This window comes from Prevotella sp. oral taxon 313 (assembly GCF_003043935.1).
In the GTDB taxonomy this organism is placed as follows: domain Bacteria; phylum Bacteroidota; class Bacteroidia; order Bacteroidales; family Bacteroidaceae; genus Prevotella; species Prevotella jejuni.
This window is the reverse complement of sequence record NZ_PYXE01000001.1, coordinates 2,179,307-2,196,161: the sequence shown is the minus strand read 5'-3', so window position 1 is coordinate 2,196,161 and position 16,855 is coordinate 2,179,307. Positions and strand designations below refer to the sequence as shown.

Below are 16,855 nucleotides of genomic sequence, written 5' to 3'. Positions count from 1 at the left end.
TTCTACAATATTAGAGATCGACTGTCAAGCCGAAGTTGAACACACGTGCAGATACATAAGTATTGTCACTGTCACCAGCAAAACTATACTGTGGATTCAAACCCTTACGGCTTGTGAGCGTGAAGAGGTTCTCAACACCAGCCTTTACTGAAACGCCACCAAGCCCCCACTTTGTTACCAAAGTCTTTGGCAAACGATAAGTGAGCATAATATTCTTCATAATGAAATAAGAAGAACTTGTCAACCAACGGTCACTAAGCGCATTGTTATCGTCGCTTCCGTTGAAGTCAAGGATAGGCGTACCATTAGGATCGATACGATTAGGAGATGTAGCTGTCATACCTGCAGGAATACCATTCCAAGAGTTGAGTGCATCCTTATGAAGTGCGGCTGCTGAAGAAGCTGAACCAGTAGACATCAATGACCTATAAGATCCATCCATTGTCTTACCACCAAGGCTGTAAGTCATCAACATTGATAAGCTTAAGTCCTTCCAACGAAGGTTAGACCCAAATGATCCATAGACAGAAGGGAGAGCTGTACCCGCCCACTTACGGATTGCTTGAGAAGTAGATGTCGTGTACTTTGTTCCATTGATTTCAACAAGGTTGTCTGCAGCAGCAGCAGTAGCTTCCAGCTTTGGATCAAGGTCATAGAGAGACTTACCAGTCATTTGATCAACACCTACGAAGTGATAGGTGTACCATTCATAAGCAGAGTGTCCCTCAGAATAGTTCTGCTGACCATGCAAGATATCTTCGCCCTTTGGTAACTTAAGTACCTTGTTCTTCAATGTGGTAGCATCAAAAGAGAGGTTCCATGTCCAATCCTTAGAACGAACAACATCACCATTTAACATGATTTCAAAGCCACGGTTAGAGATTGTACCGATATTCTGATACTGTGTAAGGTTCTCAATAGCATCATTACCGAAGAATGAACCAGCTGACAATGGGAAACGAACTTCGAAGAGCAAGTCCTTAGAACGCTTATCGAAATAACCCAAGCTAAAGTTCAAACGGTCAAAGAGCGTACCCTCAACGCCGAAATCGAAAGTCTGTGTAGTCTCCCATTTCAAATCGAGAGCTGATAGCTTCTGACGTACCAAGGCTGGGTTACCACCATTCTTTGTAATGTAATAAAGTGCTTGATAACCATAGAAATTAACAGCAGCATCATTACCTACCTCACCGTATGAAGCGCGAGCACGTAAAGCGTCAACCCACTTCACATCCTTCATGAAGTTTTCTTTCTTAATGTTCCAGTTTACGCCAGCTGAGAAGAAGTTACCCCAACGCTTATCTTTATGGAACTTAGAAGAACCATCACGACGGAGAGAGAAATCTAAGAAATACTTCTCGTCATAGTTGTAACGGAGACGACCAAGGTAAGATTCTGTTCTATAATCCTCAAAATAGCCTTCTGTATCAGAGTTTAATACGAAATTACTCAACGCACGTAAGCCTTCAATAGCTGCGTTTGAATTCATCACACGAGCATATTTCTTGTTCCAGCTGTAGTTCTCATGACCGAGGAGGACATCAACATGGTGAAGATTAAAGTTATGATCCCAGTTCAAGAGTTCCTGTCCTGTATAGGAGATATACTGGTAAGAACGCTCAGTCAGACGACCATTGTTAGAAGCACCATCACCGATAACAGGGTTGTTATAGGTCTGACGGTTTGTTGTCGCATGGTTCAAGTCTACTTTTCCTGTCAAAGAGAAACCGTATGGCAAAGTGATTTTGGTATACAACAGACCATCCAATACGTTTCTGCGTACTCGGTCCATATCCATCGTCATCTCGTAAGGAAGGTTACGATTTTCAAGATACTCAGATGTGGTATCATACTGCTTGTTGCCATCTGCATCCAAAGCGTATGTACCATCAGCGTTATGCAAATAAACAGGATAAACAGGAGCCATGTAACGAGTTACATAGAATGGATTAGCATAGAAAGCTTCTTTAGCATCTTCATTAAAGCTTCTTACAGAAGAAGTACCAGAGAGGTTTAAACCTAATTCAAGCCACTTGTTGGCTGTATATTGTGTGTTAATACGACCAGTAAAACGCTCATAGCCAGAGTTTAAGGTATAACCTTGCTCATTCAGATAACCAGCAGAAGAGTAGATATTGTACTTATCGCCTGCTATACCAGCAGAAAGGCTATACTCTTGACGATGACCAGTACGTTCAACAGCTTTCTGCCAATCAAGATCGTCATAACCAGGACGAATAGATGCAATCAGCTTACCATTTGCATCAAAGAGGGCATTACCAGCAGCATCATAGATATTACGCTTTACATAATCACTCATTAAATGCTCAGTAGCAAAAGTACCAGCTGCAGCCTCAGTTGAAGCAATACCTCCAGAGAGGGCATAATTTCTCATTGCTACCCAAGAAGCCTCCATCCATTCGTTTGGACCTAAGCGGTCATACTCAGGGATACCACGTCTGTAGAAACCCTGGTCCATCTTCAAAGAGATATTTGGTTTAGAAGAGAATTTAGCCTTCTTTGTTGTAATCAAGACAACACCATTAGCTGCACGGTTACCATAAAGAGCTGCAGAAGAAGCATCCTTCAATACAGACATAGACTCGATGTCACCAGGATTTAACTCAGCAATATTACCTTCAAATGGAGTACCATCAACAATATAGAGAGGCTGGTCAGCATCTTTAACCAATGTACCCACACCACGAATATGAATCTTTGGTGTAGCGCCAGGTTCGCCATAGGAGTTATTTACCTGTACACCAGGAGCAGAACCTTCCAGTGCACCCGTTACCGTAGTACTAATACGATCAGAGATCTTCTTAGAGTCGACAACGGCAACAGAACCAGTAATTGATTGACGCTTAGCGGTACCGTATGCCACAACAACGAGCTCATCAAGATTCTTGTCATTCGGATTTAAGGTAACTTTCATGTTGCTTGAAGCCGTAACAGTCTTTGATGCCATACCAACATAAGACACCACCAACTTAGCTCCTGCAGGTGCTGAGAGACGGAATTTTCCATCAATATCAGTCACAGTACCAGTCTGAGTTCCAGACACAAGGATAGATGCACCCACAACAGGTTGCCCGTCACTTGAGGATACTACAGTTCCGCTAATCTCTGTTTGCGCCAGCGCTGTTCCTAAACTTAGGAAGAGGCCGACTAAAAACATCATTAGTCTTTTTTCCATAAATTCTCTCTTTAATTAATATAATAAATAAACTATTTCAGACTCAAATATTAATACGTAAGGTTCTACAAACTATATACAAGTAATGGTAGGTATTATATTTAACACTTTGCAAAGATAGTGCACCATTTTTAAAGTTCCAAATGGAAAAGAACATAATAGATTAATTTTCACATTTATTAATAATACATAGTAAGAGAGTATAAGCTTTTTGCATGAAAATAAAGGAATTATTGTTTAATATACGTTATAAATACATCATACTGTAAGTAATACACTCCAAGAAAGTGTTAAATATCAAATGAATGTTAATTATTTAGCTTGGCAAAAGAAGGTGTTTACGACTAAATACAAGTAAGGCTTTCGAATAAAATAGTGGTAAAAAAACTAATAGTAAGTGTGGGTGAAATATACACTTTACTTGTTTTGTTTTGGTTTATCAATCCCTTCAGATGTCTTTACAATATTGTGTGTAAAGGTAGAAGAGTTCGAATAAAAGCTTTTCAGAAGTTTGTAGTGATAAGGTTTCGCCTAAGTTTAGGGTTTAGAAGAAATGGCACACGGAGAAATGGAGGGTACAGATGGTTATTAGAACAAAGCTGTAAAAATCACAGAGGTACCGTTGGTACATGGAGTAACGGGGTGTTTTGCGGGCTTTATTAGAGATTTCATTCCCAAAGCTTTTTTTCCAAAGGTCATTAGGAATCTGTATGCTACACCGCTGTTACTCTTTGTACCGTTGGTACCTCTGTGATGTTGTGTTTAGCTCTTTCTAATCAGAGATTCTGTCTGCCTTATTATGTAAGGACCTTAGTTTATCACTCCATATTTTAGAAGAAGCTGTTAATTATTAGTTATTATATCCATTATTCTGCTGCTTTTTGAGATTAGCGTTTGCGTCAACTTCATAACCAGGAATAGCAGGATATGCCTTATAATAGTCTCGATTGTAACTACGAGCCTCTGTCGTTAAGACGTCATGCCAACCACGAGTTGCATCACTTGTATAACGAGTGATAGTCTCATTATTACGGAGCGCATCGAAGAAACGTTGTCCTTCACCTACAAGTTCTTTTCGACGTTCTAACAATATGCGTGCTAACGTAACATCTGAAGCTGTAACTTGCTTAGTTGTATCACTTGTACGATTTTTGATAATATCATTCAAGTACTGAGCCGCTTTTGTAGTATCTCCTAATCTAAAGGCTACTTCTGCTGCATTAAGATAAACTTCAGAGAGTCGAAGTAAAGGAATATTCGCATAACGAACATCTCCGTTATATGCTGGCATCTTATTCAGATAGACCTTAGCACCATTAAACACTTTCTTTTTATCAGCTGATGGGGCTAAGAACACGTTAGCTCTAACGTCTTGTGGATCTTCTGCAAGGAGTTCCACAAAGCTTTTTGTTGCACATACATCTCCATAGCCAGGAAGGTCAGGGCGATTCTCTGCATAGATATAAGCAATTCCCACTCTGTCATTCCAATCTTGTGAATTGGTAACGGAGAGTTCAAAAAGCATCTCATTAGAATGACTCTTATCATCCTTTTTCCAAGCTTGAACATATTCATCGGCTGTCCAAAGTTTTTTACCCGAATTGTTAATAACATCTTCGGCAGTAGACAAAGCATTTGCCCAATCACCTTTTGTTAAGTAAACACGTGATAACAAAGCCTTAGCTGCATAAAGACTCATATAACCAGTCTCTGGTTTTGTTTGTAAATTACCAGAGCTAATAGCCTCATTTAGGTCTTTGATTACTTGAGTATAACACTCTGCAACTGTACTACGGGAAGGTTTCTCCTCTGTTGAGATTACCTTTGTCACCAATGGTACACCTAACGATGCACCATTATCCTCGGTGTAAGTCTTTCCATAGACACGAGTTAAATCAAAGGTTGCCATAGCTCTTAAAACTAAAGCTTCGGCACGGATTTGACCTATCAATGCTTTTCCTTTTGCATCATCCTTATCTGTTAGTTTTCCACCATCAGCCGCTTCTATGATATGATTTGCAGTTTGAATTACGACATAAGGTGACTGCCAGATCGCAGTAGTAGTACTAAAATTAGAGGCTGTAGTATATTCCATCTTATAATAGAACGAAGCACGATTACTACCATACTTAGAATTATACTGCAAATCTTCTCCGTGCATTTCTCCATAAAGAAACATTTGTAAGCCATAATAATCCTGGGCTCCGGACGAACCTTTCAAAGCTGCATACATACCTGTACGAGCTGTGACCATGTCAGAACTACTCTTGATGGCAGTTCCTTCTGAAACACCATCACTCGGTCTCTGATCGAGAAATTCATCACCACATGATGCCACGCCAGTCATTACAACGACAGCAAGCATAAGGCTATATATTTTCTTATATGTTCTTTTCATAAACAATATTTTTAATTAATAGACATTAAAAACCGAGTTCAATACCGAAAGTAAAGGTGCGGAGTGCAGGTGTCTGGAAAGTACATACACCATCGACACGCATTTCTGGATCAACGTAAAGATCCTTTGATTTCCATGTCAACAAGTTACTTGCAGAGAAGAAAGCACGTGCCTTACTCAAACCAATCCGTGTTACCCATTGTGATGGAGCCGTAAATCCGAGCGTCAGACTCTTCAAACGCAGATAATCTGTTGGCATCAACCAACGAGAAGATACTTCACTTGAATTACCATACTGGAACACTGGCTGTGAGGCATTCGTATCGCCAGGACCTGTCCACATCTTATTGATGTCATAATAAGTTGGTAACTGACCACCAAAAGTATAGTTTCCATTATTATGTTGCCATGTAGCAGCATCAAAAGCCTTACCTCCAAGAGAGAATGTAAAGTTCAGACCGAAATCAATAAACTTCCATGTGATATTATTACTGAAGCCACCTTCTATCTTTGTTTCGTGATTTCCTATAATAACTTTTTTCGCTTCATTAGGATTGACTGTTGTGTTACGTGCATTGCTTGTTCCATCATTGAGGTAGTAAGATTCTCTACCAGTATTTGGGTCAACACCAGCATACTCATAGCCATAGTAGCTATAATAAGGTTCACCTACTTTATGGATGCGAACACCACTGATAATCTGATTTTCTTCACCATAAATCTTAGTAAGTTCGTTATGGTTATGTCCGAAGTTCAACATTGTTGTCCATGTAAGGTCCTTTGTTTGGAGGTTGTTACTTTGAATAGTTATTTCATAACCTCTATTACGTAGTGAACCAACATTAACAGCTTTCTTAGAATCTCTATCATTATTATAGTAACCAGGGACAGCTGATACTGGTAAATCAAAGATTAGGTCAGATGTTGTACGTACATAATAATCGAATGTCACAGATATACGATCAAGTAACGTTAAGTCAAGACCAAAGTTGACAGAACGGTTTTTCTCCCACTGTAATTCTGGATTACCAATACCAACAATAGCCATACCAGATTTTCCATTATAATATTGACCATATTTGTACCAGTTTTGGTAACCATAGAAACTACTTGGTAGCGTACCATTCACACCATAACTTGCACGTAACTTACCATCGCTAACAACCTGCTTGATAGGCTCCATGAACTTCTCTGAACCAAAACGCCATGCTGCAGAAACTGACTAGAAGTTACCCCATCGATTGTCTTTAGCCAAGCGACTACTACCATCGCGACGGAAACTCACACCAGCATAATACTTATTATCATAGTTGTAGTTTACTCGTCCTAACCAACTTGCAAGAGTGTAACCACTTACTTTACTCTCTGCACTGGTCGTACCAGCATTGCCAAATTCGTAGAGGTCACCAGGATAATCTTTACCATTAATGTAATTATACCTCGTGACATATTTCTCTGTTTCATAGCCTAAAAGAGCATCAACGTTGTGTAGGCCAAACGTTTTCACGTATGCCAACTGTGTTTGACCATTTAACTGGCTGATAGAACCTGTGTAGCGTTGTAGTGTACCCCCAGGACTACCATCATTTGACAAACGGTCCCAAAGTACATCTTCATTATTTGAAGTATAATCGTATGTCATCTTCTCGCTCAAACGGAGACCATCCCATATATTCCAATCCAACTTCAATGAGTTAAACGCACGCTTGATATCTGTTTTATCATACGTATGCAATGCCTCATAGATTGGGTTTACACTAACCAAACTATTTGTTTCACTTCCACGAGCTAAGGTTCCATCAGGTAAGTAAGCGATAGAAGACGGACTCTGAATAAATGCGTAATTGGCTATAGGACTTGAGAAAGAAGCTCCTCCATCGTTGGTAAGACTTTGATTAACCTTTGAGAATAAAGAAGAATATGTCAATGTGAAATGGCCAAACTTATGTGTTATATTAGCATTGCCAGTGAATCGCTCCATACCTTGATTAGAGAAGATACCAGTTTGCTTCATATAAGAAAGTGAGGTGTAGAAACGTGTACTCTCACCACCACCACTCAAGCTAATCTGATAGTTTTGGTGATGACCCGTCTTAAAGAGAAGACTCTTCCAATCGGTCCACTCCTTAATAGGCTTACCACTTTGATCATATCCCACTGTAGGCTTTGAGGCATAGTCTTCAATATTATCCTTAGCAAAAGTCTCTGCATCTGTTTCAGACTTACCCTCCTTATAAAGAGCATAGTTCTTCAAGCCAAGGAATAGCAGCGCACGTCGTTCGTCTCCTCCTAATACTGGACGATAATTAATTGCAACATTAGAGAATCCCCAGTCGCTACGGAAATCGACATGTGTCCTTCCTTTCTTACCACTCTTTGTTGTGATTACAATTACTCCATTTGCCGCACGTGAACCATAAAGAGAAGCTGCTGCAGCGTCTTTTATGACAGTAATTGACTCAATATCATTACTGTTAAGAGTTGCAAGTACGTTTGTTCCGGATTCATTATAGTTGCCTTGACCGAAGCCATTGACATCTCCTGATATCATAGGTGTACCATCTATAACATACAAAGGCTCGTTACCAGCGTTGATTGAACCCATACCACGAATACGGATATTACTTACAGAACCAGGAGCACCAGATGCACTTGTCACGGTAACACCAGGAACCGAACCTGCTATCTTGTCTTGGACAGAAGCTACAGGAACATCAGACAGTTTACCCGGGTCAACATTAGCAGCAGCTCCTGTAAAGCTTGATTTCTTAAAGTTACCATAACCAGTAACAATAACTTCTTCAAGTGAGCCTGCGTCAGGTTTCATTACCACCTTTATGCCGTCTGAGACTGGGACGAGCTGAGTTTTTAAGCCAACATATTGTACACGTAACTGATTTTTCCCAGCTGGTACAATAAGGTGGAATTTACCATCAATGTCAGTGACAGTACCCATCTGTGTGCCAGCTACAAGGATAGAAGCGCCAACGACTGGTAGTCCATCTTCTGAGGAAACTACAGTTCCGCTAATCTCTGTTTGCGCCAGCGCTGTTCCTAAACTTAGGAAGAGGCCGACTAAAAACATCATTAGTCTTTTTTCCATAAATTCTCGCTTTAGTTAATATAATAAATAAACTATTTCAGACCCAAATGCTAACAACGTAAGGTATCACAAGCTATATGCAAGTAAAGGTAGGTGTTATATTTAACACTTTGCAAAGATAGTGCACCATTTTTAAAGTTCCAAGCAGAAAAGAAAATAATTGACTGGTATTTTACATTTATTAATAAAGAATGGTGATAATGTGTAGTATTTGGTATGAAAATAACGAAAATGTGTTTTATAAAGCGTTGTAAAAATATCAGAATGTAATCAGTACACTTTAAGAAAGTGCTGAATATTGAATGAATGTTAATCCTCTTGGGTGACTAAAGACGATTTTTACGACTCACTACCAGCAAGACTTTCGAATAAGATAGCAGTAAAAGAGGTTCTTCCGTTAAATGTGTAGATTGTTAATAGAATGAGATTAACCCACATACATGGTAGGCTTACCTCCAATAAGATTGTTTTATAGGGGGTGGGTAAACTATATGATAAATGTAATTAGGTGTGATGTCTATCTGTCATCTACAAACAATTTATTCCTATTAGCCTAATTAGGCTATTTAGTCCAATTGGGCTAATTAGGCTAATAACTTATTATTCTGTCATAATTTTTCACGTCATAATTTTGAATACATGCTCTTTTGGCTTCTAAAAGACGCCCTTTTGGCTTGCAAAAGATGCTCTTTAAGACCCTTGCTAACGCCCTTTTGAAGTCCAATTAGGCACCTTTTACTTTATACTTGATAACTAACTGATACCCTGTTGGTTGTAAACCTGCTTCTAATGTGTATTTTTGCCGTTAGTTATAGGTGTTTTCCTTGAAATTATGTAATGATTTTTCAAACCCTTGTCTGCAGGTTTTCGAAGTCTTAAAACGAAAAGATTTTCAATGAAAGAGGATGAAAATAGGATAGATAGTTGACTGTCTCAGCTATATTTTTGTTTAATGAGTAACTTTGGCTCTTACGTTAAAGCACTACGAAAAGCGTCCACACATTTAACGGAAGAACCGTAAAAGAACTCAAAGTAAGTGTGAGTAAAAAATACACTTTACCTGATTTATGTCGGTTTATCATGTCCTTTTGATGTCTTTTCATCATCGTATCTAAAGTCAGAAGCGTCTAAATAAATTCTCTTGTGTATGATAAAAAGGAGGTTCAGACTAATTATTTGGCTCGTTTTTATTACTTTTGTAGTCTTGTAGCATGGATATTTTTAACTTTATCTATAATATAGTATAAGTCTATGAAGTTAACAGAACAGCGTAGTAGTATGCTTCATGGTGTACTGCTGATTACTTTGTTTGCGTGTGCCGCCTTCTATATCGGTGATATGGGATGGGTGAAAGCACTCTCTTTGAGTCCGATGGTTGTTGGTATCATCTTAGGTATGCTTTATGCCAACAGCCTTCGTAACAATCTCCCAGACACGTGGGTGCCAGGTATAGCCTTCTGTGGGAAGCGTGTGTTGCGCTTTGGTATTATCCTTTATGGTTTTCGTTTGACTTTTCAAGACGTGGTTGCCGTAGGGTTACCAGCCATTGTTGTAGATGCGATTATCGTATGTGGAACGATTCTCTTAGGTGTTTTAGTAGGAAGACTATTGAAGATGGACCGTAGCATTGCGCTTTTGGCAGCTTGTGGAAGTGGTATCTGTGGGGCTGCAGCAGTGTTGGGTGTGGATGGTGCTATCCGTCCGAAGCCTTATAAAACAGCTGTGGCTGTAGCGACGGTAGTAATCTTTGGTACACTGTCGATGTTTCTTTATCCTATTTTCTATCGTGCGGGTATATTCGATTTGCCGCCTGCTCAAATGGGAATCTTTGCTGGTTCGACGATTCATGAGGTGGCTCATGTTGTTGGAGCAGGCAATGCGATGGGTGCTGCAGTAAGCAACTCAGCGATTATCGTTAAGATGATTCGTGTGATGATGTTAGTACCTGTATTATTAGTCATTGCCTTCTTTGTTGCAAAGAACGTTGCCGAACGAGAGGCAGAGGGCAACGGTGGTAGTAAGATTAACATCCCTTGGTTTGCTATCCTCTTCCTTGTAGTCATCGGTTTCAATTCCTTGAATTTACTTCCGAAGGCGTGTGTTGATTTCATTAATACGTTTGACACCTTCCTTCTTACCATGGCCATGTCAGCATTAGGGGCTGAAACGAGTATTGATAAGTTTAAGAAAGCTGGCTTTAAGCCTTTCCTCTTGGCCGCTATCCTGTGGTGTTGGCTGATAGGTGGAGGTTATTGTCTCGCAAAGTATGTGGTGCCTTTGATGGGTGTTGGGTGATGAATGTTGGGTGAAGGGTGTTGAGTGTTGGGTGTTGATGAAGTGCGCATCTGAGGGAACATGTTTGTTGGATGATAGTTGTTGAGTGTTAGGTGTTGATGAAATGCGCATCTGAGGGAACATGTTTGGTTGTGGGGTTGGATGATGGATGTTGAGTGTTGGTTGTTGATAAAGTGCGCATCTGAGGGAACATGTTTGGTAGGGAGTTTGCTCGGATGCTGTATGTTAAACGATGCGAGGAGGGATTCTGTGGTAGAGTGGGGGATAAGTTGAAATTGTAATATTGTAATGCAAGCAGAATGAAGATGCTATTTAGTATTTTGACATTAAGTAAGTTGCGATATCTCCTTTCGATAGTTTTGATAATAAGCTGTTATATTAGGTTTACAAGCATACGTGTGATAGCTTAAAAGAAGAGTAATGTTTTTTGTGAGAATAAGACTTCACTTATTTTTCAATCAGCGGTCGGAAGACTTGAGGAAACGTTCCTTTTTTCGCATGTTGTTCAAGAAAAACCTTTGTATCTGAGAAGTTCTTGTATTTTTCTTCTTGGGAAATCATATCTTTAAGAATGTCATAGCTCCACGGTGCAGGGTAGCTCCAAAGGAGGCTGATGTAACGAGGTTGACCGTAATGTGTCTTCTCTTTGGCTGCTGCTTGGCAGACGGTCTTTACATACCATTCAAAGTCTGGGTCCTCCCACTTATTAAGCAGCCAATAAGATTCGTTGGTCATTTCCCCATTCTTCTTCAAATCGCGCTTCAGAAACTTATTGATTCGGGCGATATCGTTCTTGTTCTTGTATCGAGCAAGGAACATCAAAACCTCGTCATTGCCTTTGTCAGCCTCTTTGATGATGGTTGGGTAATAGGATTTGAGTGGTTGGAGGTCCTGAAGGAAGGCTTCTTCATATCCATATTTCTTCATATAATCAAAGAACACTAAGCTGTCAATGGCTGCTTGCTGTTGTGCTGGCAGGTCCTCGTCTACGTTACTATAGTAGACGCTGAGAATAGAACGGTGGAAGGGAACTTTGAATTCTTCTTCAGAGCTGGATATACAGTTTACTCTTGTTGTGTCGTTTATAGCCTGTTTAAGAATGTTGAATATTTGCCCATTGGGTTTCTCCAATAGGATTCTGAATGCCCAAAGACGTGTGATAGGGGAAGGACTTGTTTGGGCAAGCTCAGCCAACTGGTCGCTTGTAGCATTGTAGCGCAATGAGTCAGCATAGTCAAATTGCATTAAACGATAACGATCAGAGGAGCCCACTTTCTCTTCCTTAGAAAAGAAAGTTTCTTTGTTTAAGGCGTCAAGAGCCATTCTAAGTGTTTTAAGCGACTCTTCCGTTTGTGGTCTTCCACTTCTGACTGAACGTCTTTCCTTTAGATATCTGTCGTACAGCGGTTGGAAGATAGGAGGGATAGGTCCTTCCTTAGCATACTTTATAAAGTGTTCCTTTATTTCGTGAATGTTACTATATCTGTCTTTACCAGAAAGGATATCTTCGAGAAGTTGATAGCTCCAAGGTGCAGGATATTGCCAAAGAAGGGGGAAATACTCTCTTACGCTAAAGTAATCTGGTTTGCCAATAACGGCTTGACAAACGCTTTTTGCGTATTCTTCAAAGTCTGGTTTGCCCCATTCTTCGAGGATTTCACGGGAATCGTATGTCAGTCGCTTGTTCTCCTCAAAGTCAGCTTGCAGCAACTTACTGATACGCTCTCGGTCGTTAGGATTCTTATATTTGATGAGCAATGGCAGGACTTCTACCTGTCCGTTGTCGGCAGCTTCGACTACTGCTGCATAGTATTTCTGTTTAGGTTTGAAGTGTTCGAGTATTCCATAGGAATATCTATAACGCTTCATATAGTCGAAGAAAGCTAAACTATCAATCGCCTCTTGCATTTCTGGTGTCTGACTATTCACTTGATCAAAATAGTAGAGGGAGAAAGCTCTGAGGTTAAAAGGTTTCTTGGTATATAAACAATAACTCATCTGCTCAGTCTCTGTGGTGTCGTTGATAACTGCTTTCAGGACATCATAGACTTGCTTGTTAGGCTTCTCTAACAAGATTCTAAGTGCCCAAAGACGTGTGGCAGGATTAGGATTTGTCTTAGCTATCTCTGCTAACTGGTCGGGTGTGGCGTGACGGCGCAGCCAATCAGCGTAGTCATATTGTTTAGAGCGATGATGTTCTGGACCGAGTACGTAGGTAGCAGCAAAGATATTATACTTGTTTATGGAGTCGATAGCCATCTGAATGCTATCTGGCATCTCGTGCACATCAGTCTTACCACTTCTGAAGCTACTGCCAAGAAGTGTTATAGAGAGGAGTGTTGCGAAAAGGCAAACAGGTTGTTTAAGGTTGAACTTTTTAATTCTTTGAACTGTAAGCATAGAACTTTGAACTTTATGATTTGAAATTCGAACAACTACGAATGGCACTAATGGCACGAATCCTTATTGTCCTTTGAACTTTATGATTTGGGTTTATAGCTTTTTCTTTTCTCATAGTAGGTAATCATCATTATGAATTACTATTCTTGTTTTCCAGTCAGTGTATAGCCGAGTCGGGCGTTAAGTCGGTGGGCAAGTTGTTTTATCTTCTTCCGTTCGGGTTCTATTGTGTCGTCGCGAAGCTGTTCGATGACACGGATAGGCGCAATGGTGTCGCTGGGCCATGGGTCTTCCTGTATTTCGGAAGGGCAGTAGAAAGCGATGACATTCAGCGACTCATAGACCTTGATAGAGTCGGGATTGCTGTAGCGATAGAATGCAACTCTCCTTTCTGTCAGCCCGCTAACTTTGTAAACAGCCGTCATGTTGTTGTCGAAGAAATCGTATTGGTATCGCCTTGCAAGGTAATCACCATCTTTGCATAAGCAGGTGGAGGGGAGAAAAATGTCGCCCCCTATGACTTGAAGGAAAATAGCAAATAGCCACAGACCAATGCCTATCAGCGCACTATAGAGGCGTATCACCAACTTCCTTTTGCTTTTCCGTGCAGCAATCATCAGTGCTATTGGTGACAGAAGAGCAGCCCAAATTGGTATGTAAGTCAGTCCCCAACGTAGGTGTACGTCTTCGGGTAGCAGGATATAAATCAATCCACAGAGGAATATTGCACCAAAGTGTAAACCCATTGCAAGCGATAGTTCTTTGCGTTGAACAAAGCCTTTTATCCTATTCCATTGCGGTTTTTGCATATTGTTAAAGTTAGTTATGGGACAAATTTACGTTTTTCTACATTAATAAGCAAGTATTTGTTGTTTTTTTTGTAGTTCCCACTATCTATTCTTTTCTCATCCTCCGATATAGAAGACCCTTTTATCATACTCCTTCGAAGTGGTGGATAACGCTTTGAAAAACCATTAGATAATTTCAAGTAAAACCTCTATAAATAAGGATAAAAACACATCTCGTGGTGTGAGGGGGTGTTCTTTGTTGCTGTTATCTTTGTTGCATTTATTTTCGATAGGCAGACGGGAACGAGGAGGGGTATGATAATATAATCAATATCGCCTGCCCCTGTTATGTTATAGTGGGGCTTCTCTTAATGGTGAGGTCGCATTATCTGCCAGAAAAGACATATAGAGTACCATTGACGGGGTATTCTACATATAGGGGTAACAGTATTTACTTTAGGTTTAAGGGGCATGCCACGAAGCGGACTTACTCGCTTTCGGGCTACGACCTTACGAATATTTGTGAGCGATATGATGTGGAATTATACCTAAAAGAACCACTCCCAACTGTTTATTATGTGTGCGGAATAAGCCTTTATAAGCGAGATAGTATTTCCAAATAGTTGATTTATTTCGGTAGTTATTTCTCCTCTTTATTCGACATGACACCTGTGACGGATGCAGAAAAGGCTCTTCTTCGTTTGAGAATATGCCCTTCAAGGGGAAAGAAGACGCCCTTCTTGGGGCAAGAAAGGCGTCTTCTCCAATGCTGTTTGTAATGTATTGATTTGTTGATGATTACAAGCTTGGTTTTAGAAGATAGCTTGGTCTTACTTTGATGATGTTTTGTTAGATTTTATGTCATAATTTTTCTGAGTCTTCAGTGTTTAGGAGTGATTTTCTCTCTCACAGTGTTTAGAACGCAAGAGATTCGTTGGGTGTTTTATCTCTCACAGATTTTCACAGATGAACAGAAGCCTTTCTGCGAACAGGGAGAGCAGGCAGAGAAGAACTGGCCCCTCCCCCGTCCCCTCCCCCGAAGGGAGGGGCGTGATCACCGAGATACCCCTATGGCTAATCATCAACACCCAACATTGAACACCCAACACCCATCGGAGACCTTACCCCATGCTCTTCTCCGAATGGAGAAGGTTGCGATTACCGAGGATATCTTTCTTCGCTGCTTGTGTTGTGATGGATTCTCTCTTGACTACAAAGACGGATATAAGGATGGGCGGCAGAATGATTAAGATATCATTCGAAAGGTGAGATGAAACAAAAAAGGCTGAACCTCTTTCGAAGTTCAGCCTTATCTTTATACTTGTAATCATGCTTATACGAAGCTGATTACACCCTCAACAGTGCCCTCTTGGTTATCGTTGTCTTCAGCATCCTGCTCAGGAGTACTGATGCGCTTGATGTCCTTAATCATCTGTTTCGTTCGTTTGTAAGTAGGAGTGTTCTCAACAGCAAGGATAACATCCTCATTGTCGAGCTCATCCGCAGTAAAGCGATAGATGTGTGGACGGTGCTTGTATTGAGAGTTGTTATTGTCTTTGTAGAAACGGTCACGACGGTCACGACGCTCAGCTGCTTTCTCCTCCTCCTCAGCAAGGCGAGCAGCATCTTCCTGAGTCTGCTTCTTGATATGGCTACCCATACCATCAACATCCTCGATACCGAAGCCTGTTGCGAGGATAGTAACCTTAACCTTCTTATCAAGTTCAGGGTCGATAGCAAGTCCCCACTTTAACTCAAAGTCTGCACTGAAGTGGTTCATGAACTCTGTCACATCGCCCATCTCCTCCATTGTCAAGCCAGGGTTGTCCTTGTCGTCACTGTTGAAGTTGATAGAAAGTAGAATCTTCTTTGACTTATAAACATCGTTATCGTTGAGCAATGGAGAGTTGAGGGCATCCTCAATGGCCTGCTTCACACGTCCTTCACCCTCTCCGTAACCAGTAGACATGATAGCCACACCGCCATCTTTGAGGACAGTCTTGACATCGTTGAAGTCGAGGTTCATGATACCATGCACTGTGATAATCTCAGCAATACTCTTAGCTGCAACACTCAGGGTGTCGTCTGCCTTGCGAAAACCATTGAGCAAGCTCAGTTCTGGGTAGATTTCTCTCAGGCGTTCGTTGTTGATAACGAGTAGCGCATCAACATGTTTTGCCATCTCTTCAACGCCATCCAAGGCCTGATCAATCTTCTTAGCACCCTCGAAACGGAACGGGATAGTAACGATACCAACGGTGAGGATACCTAATTCCTTACTGATACGTGCGATGACAGGAGCAGCACCTGTACCCGTACCACCACCCATACCAGCAGTGATAAACGCCATCTTCGTACCATCATTAAGCATGTTTTTGATATCCTCGCTCGTATCTTCAGCCGCTTGGCGTGCACGTTCAGGGCGGTTTCCAGCACCAAGTCCTTCATCACCCAATTGCAGGTGCACTGGAACAGGAGAGTCGTTGAGTGCTTGTGCATCTGTGTTGCAGAGAACGAAGGTCACGTCGTGGATACCTTCTCTGTACATGTGGTTCACAGCATTGCCGCCACCACCACCGACACCAATGACCTTGATGATGCTATCGGCTACATCGCCATCACCGAAGTCTAATATATCCATTTTATTATTGTTGTCTGCCATAACAGTCTGTTAT

At 40.9% G+C, this 16,855-nt stretch carries 7 protein-coding genes and 1 pseudogene; 2 read left to right on the top strand and 6 right to left on the bottom strand.

All coding sequences use genetic code 11. The features are described from left to right. Positions 1-10: 10 nt before the first annotated feature. The 3 genes and pseudogenes from AXF23_RS08655 to AXF23_RS08645 all read right to left on the bottom strand — a co-directional run bounded on the left by AXF23_RS08655 (position 11) and on the right by AXF23_RS08645 (position 8,697). Positions 11-3,196: a SusC/RagA family TonB-linked outer membrane protein gene (locus AXF23_RS08655; RefSeq protein ID WP_107625012.1), complete on the bottom strand. Its 3,186-nt coding sequence runs from the start codon at positions 3,194-3,196 to the stop codon at positions 11-13. 850 nt (positions 3,197-4,046) lie between these two features. Next, positions 4,047-5,594: a RagB/SusD family nutrient uptake outer membrane protein gene (locus AXF23_RS08650; RefSeq protein WP_107625011.1), complete on the bottom strand. Its 1,548-nt coding sequence runs from the start codon at positions 5,592-5,594 to the stop codon at positions 4,047-4,049. A 25-nt stretch (positions 5,595-5,619) separates the two neighbouring features. Next, a pseudogene (locus AXF23_RS08645) lies at positions 5,620-8,697 on the bottom strand (SusC/RagA family TonB-linked outer membrane protein). Positions 8,698-9,948: 1,251 nt separating this feature from the next. On the opposite strand from AXF23_RS08645, the gene AXF23_RS08640 reads away from it, so the two are divergent. After that, positions 9,949-10,992: a YeiH family protein gene (locus tag AXF23_RS08640; protein ID WP_107625010.1), complete on the top strand. Its 1,044-nt coding sequence runs from the start codon at positions 9,949-9,951 to the stop codon at positions 10,990-10,992. 447 nt (positions 10,993-11,439) lie between these two features. Here the strand turns inward: AXF23_RS08640 and AXF23_RS08635 are convergent, their stop codons facing one another. Both AXF23_RS08635 and AXF23_RS08630 read right to left on the bottom strand, forming a co-directional pair. Then, positions 11,440-13,392 carry a hypothetical protein gene (locus AXF23_RS08635; RefSeq protein WP_107625009.1) on the bottom strand — a complete coding sequence of 651 codons (1,953 nt, stop codon included), beginning with the start codon at positions 13,390-13,392 and terminating at the stop codon, positions 11,440-11,442. Positions 13,393-13,532: 140 nt separating this feature from the next. Next, on the bottom strand, positions 13,533-14,201 hold the full coding sequence (locus AXF23_RS08630; RefSeq protein WP_107625008.1) for a hypothetical protein: 669 nt from the start codon (positions 14,199-14,201) through the stop codon (positions 13,533-13,535). Positions 14,202-15,250: 1,049 nt separating this feature from the next. On the opposite strand from AXF23_RS08630, the gene AXF23_RS15830 reads away from it, so the two are divergent. Beyond that, entirely contained in the window at positions 15,251-15,430 is a 180-nt protein-coding gene (locus AXF23_RS15830) for a hypothetical protein (protein WP_146156735.1), read from the top strand. Positions 15,431-15,513: 83 nt separating this feature from the next. Here AXF23_RS15830 and ftsZ read toward each other — a convergent pair whose 3' ends face one another. Beyond that, positions 15,514-16,842: a cell division protein FtsZ gene (gene ftsZ / locus AXF23_RS08620; RefSeq protein ID WP_089365748.1), complete on the bottom strand. Its 1,329-nt coding sequence runs from the start codon at positions 16,840-16,842 to the stop codon at positions 15,514-15,516. Positions 16,843-16,855 lie beyond the last annotated feature (13 nt).